The sequence below is a fragment of the Paraburkholderia sp. Ac-20342 genome (genome assembly GCF_017104985.1).
Classification (GTDB): Bacteria; Pseudomonadota; Gammaproteobacteria; order Burkholderiales; family Burkholderiaceae; genus Paraburkholderia.
In genome coordinates this window covers 1-4,994 of the sequence record NZ_JAAGPQ010000177.1, presented here as the reverse complement: position 1 = coordinate 4,994, position 4,994 = coordinate 1, and the positions used below count along the sequence as shown (strand labels likewise).

Below are 4,994 nucleotides of genomic sequence, written 5' to 3'. Positions count from 1 at the left end.
GTCCGCTCACTCAACCATGCCCAACACCACCCGGCACCGCTTCGTTCGCGTCGCTGCGTCTGCAGCAGAGAAACGAGATTATGCTGACCACCCCACGTCACGTCAAGACCCCTGTGCGAATTTTCTTCGAACCGATGCAAAAAGATGCGCCTCATGCATAGTGTGTGAGGGCATGGCAACCGATCCCCTTGCGTGAGGGCGAAACATCTCCACATATATCGAGCGGCAGCGATGCCCGCCGATGCGCGTATCAACCCATCGTCCGCCGGAAACACCCACGCATGTGATGCGTCAACGTCTGCGAAGCAACACAAATATGACTAATTGATGTGCAAGCGTGAGCGCGAACACGCAAGCTCGTATATAATGCGAGCCGCGCAAATTTCGCATTCATTCTATCGGCCCGCTTCGAGCGGGCTCATCTTTTTGCTCCCCAGAGCACAGCCAAACAACCGCGTTGAGTCACATCAGGTGATGCTGAGCCCTGCTCGAAACGCCTGACGGTAGCGTCTTGCGTCTCATAGCGAAGCCTCTAGAGGAAAATACGTGAACCCTTTTGATCGCGAAGATTCGCAAAACGAAACCGCCTTCATCGCCAAAGCTTCCTCGGGCCGCACGGCCAAGGGCAAGGGCGCAGGCAAAGCGATCCCCGTGGCGGCCGAACTGCAGCCGCAACAAGCCGAAGAACGTCAGCGCCTGATGCGCGCGCTGATCCAGCTAGGCAAGGAGCAAGGCTACCTGACCCACGCGCAGATCAACGACCACCTGCCCGACAACTTCACGCAAACGGCGGCGATCGACAGCATCGTCAGCGCGTTCAGCGACATGGGCGTGCAGGTCTACGAGCAGGCCCCCGACGCGGAAACCCTGCTGCTCAACTCGAACACGCCGACCGTCGTCTCGGACGACCAGGCGGACGAGGAAACCGAAGTCGCCCTCTCGACCGTCGACTCCGAATTCGGCCGCACGACTGACCCCGTGCGCATGTACATGCGCGAAATGGGCGCGACCGAACTGCTGACGCGCGCGGGCGAAATCGCAATCGCGAAGCGCATCGAAGACGGTCTGCATCAGATGGTGCAGGCGATCGCCGCGTGCCCGCTCGCGATCTCCGCGATTCTCGCGAGCGCCCAGCAGGTGGCCGACGGCGAGTTGCGCATCGACGAACTGGTCGACGGTCTCAATGAAGACGACGTGGCCGCGGAAGAAGACTCGAACTCGAACTCAAGCGCCGACGCCGATGCCGACGAAGACACCGACTCCGACGATAGCGACGAAGACGAGGACGGCGACGACGTCGGCCAGGCCGACTCAGCGGCGGCGGACGAAGCGCGTCTGAAGCAGCTCACGAGCGACTGCCTCGAAATCTTCGCGCAGGTCGGCATCCTGTACGACCAGATGAACGAGGCGCACACGCGCGGCGACGTCGGCTCGAAAGCCTATCTGCGCGCCCGCGAAGACATCCAGCTGCACCTCGCGCGCATCCGCTTCACCGCCCGCACGATCGACCGCCTGTGCGGCGACGTGCAGCATCAGGTCGCGCAAGTGCGCTCGATCGAGCGCAACATCCTGCAAATCGTCGTCTCGAAGGCCGGCATGCCGCGCGAGAAGTTCATCGAATCGTTCGGCGGCAGCGAAACCGACCTCGGCTGGACCGAGCGCGCGGCGCGCCCGGCCTCGACGGCCTACAGCGCGGCGCTCGAGCGCCATCTGCCGGCGATCCAGTCCGAACAGCAGAAGCTGATCGAAATCGAAGCGACGGTTTCCCTGCCGCTCAAGGAGCTGAAAGAGATCAACCGCCAGATGGTCGCGGCCGAGTCGAAGATGCGCAAGGCCAAGAGCGAGATGATCGAGGCGAACCTGCGTCTCGTGATCTCGATCGCGAAGAAGTACGTGAACCGCGGCATGCTGTTCCTCGACCTGATCCAGGAAGGCAATATCGGCCTGATGAAGGCCGTGGACAAGTTCGAATACCGTCGCGGCTGGAAGTTTTCGACGTACGCGACGTGGTGGGTTCGCCAGGCTGTCACGCGTTCGCTCGCCGACCAGGCGCGCACGATCCGCGTGCCGGTGCACATGATCGAAACGATCAACAAGCTGAACCGCATCTCGCGCGAAATTCTGCAGCAGACCGGCCAGGAAGCACATCCGGCCGTGCTCGCCGAGCGCATGGAACTCTCGGAAGAGAAAGTGCGCGGCATTCTGAAGATCGCGAAGCAGCCGGTCTCGCTGGAAACGCCGGTCGGCGACGACGGCGACGCGACGCTCGGCGACATGATCGAAGACGCGGGCGTTTCCTCGCCGGCCGATGCGGCGATGCAGGCCGACCTGCGCGCCGCCATCGACGACGCGCTCGACTCGCTGTCGCCGCGCGAAGCGAAGGTGCTGCGCATGCGCTACGGCATCAATACGAAGTCGGACCACACGCTCGAGGAAGTGGGCAAGCAGTTCGACGTCACGCGCGAGCGGATCCGTCAGATCGAAAGCAAGGCAATGCGCAAGCTCATGCATCCGAGCCGCGCTGACCGTCTGAAGTCGTTCCTCGACCGTTAAGCCTCGGCCGCCCTCACCTTCAGGCCGCGTTCAGGCCTTCATGCTTGCCGTGCTCCCCGCACGGCAAGCCGCAACACCCCCGCCTCATACACAAGCAGCAGAACCAACCGGCCAACGGTGACTTCTGCTGCCTGCTCCCTTCAGCCGCGTAGCACGCATGTGGAAACACAGGGCGATCTTCGCGCGCGTGATGGCTATTCGCGCTCCATTCTTCGCGACAGCAATAGAATACGCAGCGCACGCATAACCTCTTCCGCCCCCCATGCCCGCACGCGTGCCTTTGCTTCGCCGCGTCGCACGACATGGCGCTTCACGCCGGTCCAAACAGGCGTTCGATTGTTGTCCACAGAAACTGGGAACAAGCTTGTGGACAACCTGCGCATGACCGCGCTAACTCATTGAGCCCACTCGATTTCACGCGCGCGCTCACGACAGGTCGCGAACCTCGCCTACCATCGTCCGCATACACGCCCGCGCTGATCGCCGACACCCCGCCTTCCCGGCCTCACGGCATCACAAACGTCTTCACGAGCGTCAGCTCGCCCGGCTTGCGCATCGGCACGCGGATCGTTTCGCTCTTCTCGTCCGGCGTGTTCTCGTTCGTGATAATCGTGACCTGCGCGACCGTTATGTCGCTGCCGCTATTGCCGTTGCCGTAGTAGTTGACGAACACGAGGTAGGTGCCCTTGAGCGGCGCCGCCGACGAATAGATCTCCGGCCCGTAGCCGGTCGTCACGTCGACGTCGAGCGAGCCGCCGTTGGGCGTCACGCGATCGCCGTACCACGCGTGCGCGCCGTCGGGCGAGACGACGTGCAGATCGAGGTCGGTGCCGTCGGTGTCCCATGCGAGCACCACGCGCAGCTTCGGCTGCGTCTTGCCGCTGTAGGCGTCGTAGAACTGCACGCGCTTGCGGCTGCCGTCCGGGGCGCGCAATTCGACGCTGTTGCTGCCGGACGGAAACGCATACGGCCGCGAGAAGCGGCCGTCTTCCTCGACGCGCTGTGGCAGCGGCGTGCCGTTCACGACGAGCGTGCCCACCGAGGTGCCCTTCTTCTTCGGCGTGTTGCGGATCTGCCCTTCGATCAGTGCGAATTTCGACTGCCCTTCCGGCGTCGACACCGACACCGCCGGGTAGTGCACGTCCTGCGTATAGCGCTCGCTGTCGCCGCTCGTGTTGCGCCAGCCGTTCAGCGGCGCGCTGAAATCGATATCGCCCGCCCAGGCGGCCGGCGCCGTCTGCACGCAGACGACGAGCCACCAGCCCGCCGCCTTCAGCCAACCTGTCGCGCTGGATTTCATCGTTACCGCTCCTGTCTCACGCTCTACACGGGAAAAAATCCGCCTCATCACATCGCTCGTCGAATCGTTCATGGGCTCGCTCATTGAATCTGCCCGTCGGTGCGGATCAGCAGACGCGCGGTGCGCTCGACGAACGCTTCGTCGAGCCCGCGCGGATGATGCTGGAACGCGAGGTGCAGGTATTCGTGCGTCAACGCGATGCGGTCCTCTTCGGTCACGAGGCGGTACACGTAGACGCGATTGCGCTGCGCGTCGGCATAGGGCCGCCCTTCGCGCACCGCGCACACGGCCGGCAGATCGGGCGTCTCGTAGCCGTCCGCGCCTTCCAGGCGGCGTGCCCACAGCGGCGCGTTGCGTTGCAGCCAGGCTTGCGCGCCGGCCACCGCGATGCAGTCGCCCGCGAGCGGACTCTCGAACGAAGTCAGCGTCGCCTGCGGCCAGGTGCGCGCGAGAATCGCGTCGAACGCGCGGCCGCCTTGCGCGGATGCCTTCGCGTCGAGCCAGCTCATCTGCCCCGGCGCGGCCTTGTCGTGGTGATACTGGACCGGCACGCCGGTCAGCACGAGCGCATCGGTCAGATCGGCGGCCCGGCGCGCGGCGGGCTCGGGAGTGCGCGGCAGGACGCGCTGCGTGCTGCTGCTGTCGTCGATACGGAAGCAGCCGTGGTCGTGGCGGCCGTGCTGCACGACGTAGGTGCGCGCCGCGACCGCGAGCGCCTTGGCGGCTTCCGGCTGGCTCGTGTCGCCCTCGCGCTCGACCACGCGCGCCACGTAGTCGTTCATGCCGAACCGGCCGACGATCTGCGGCGCGCCGCTCCCGTTCCGGTCGAGCCGCAGTTCGCCACGGCTCGTCACGCGCGCCCAGTTGCCGTTGACGAAGCCGACCCGAAACTCGCCGCGCAACGGGCCGTCGGGTACGGCCGTCGAGCTTCGCTTGCCGCCGGGTGCATCGTCGGGCGCGTCGTCGTGCACTGCGCCGAGCACTTCGCGAACCGGATAGCGGCTGAAGAAATCGACGAGCACGCAGGCGCCGTCGTCGGGCACCGTGATCGACGTCAGCAACGGCGCGATGCGCGGCGCCGCGGCCGCAAGCACGCGCGCGCTGCCGCCGGGTCCGCCGAGCCATACCGGCGTGCCGTCGG

The 4,994-nt window shown here is 65.1% G+C and carries 3 protein-coding genes; 1 reads left to right on the top strand and 2 read right to left on the bottom strand.

Features of this window, described 5'->3' with window-relative positions; translation table 11 throughout:
* The first annotated feature begins 546 nt into the window (after nucleotides 1–546).
* Nucleotides 547–2,553 carry an RNA polymerase sigma factor RpoD gene (gene rpoD, locus G3N58_RS33370; RefSeq protein ID WP_206001319.1) on the top strand — a complete coding sequence of 669 codons (2,007 nt, stop codon included), beginning with the start codon at nucleotides 547–549 and terminating at the stop codon, nucleotides 2,551–2,553.
* Nucleotides 2,554–3,058: 505 nt separating this feature from the next.
* On the opposite strand, the gene G3N58_RS33365 is transcribed toward rpoD, so the two are convergent.
* The gene (locus G3N58_RS33365; protein WP_167285825.1) at nucleotides 3,059–3,853 is read right to left on the bottom strand and encodes a DUF2135 domain-containing protein; all 795 of its coding nucleotides are present in this window, start codon (nucleotides 3,851–3,853) and stop codon (nucleotides 3,059–3,061) included.
* Nucleotides 3,854–3,933: 80 nt separating this feature from the next.
* Nucleotides 3,934–4,994 (bottom strand): DUF2300 domain-containing protein (locus G3N58_RS33360; RefSeq protein ID WP_206001318.1); only part of this gene is annotated, 1,061 nt, incomplete at its 5' end.

Bases quoted from the DNA above. Each gene is read 5' to 3' on its own strand.
- G3N58_RS33365 (WP_167285825.1), bottom strand. From the start codon at position 3,853: ATGAAATCCAGCGCGACAGGTTGGCTGAAGGCGGCGGGCTGGTGGCTC.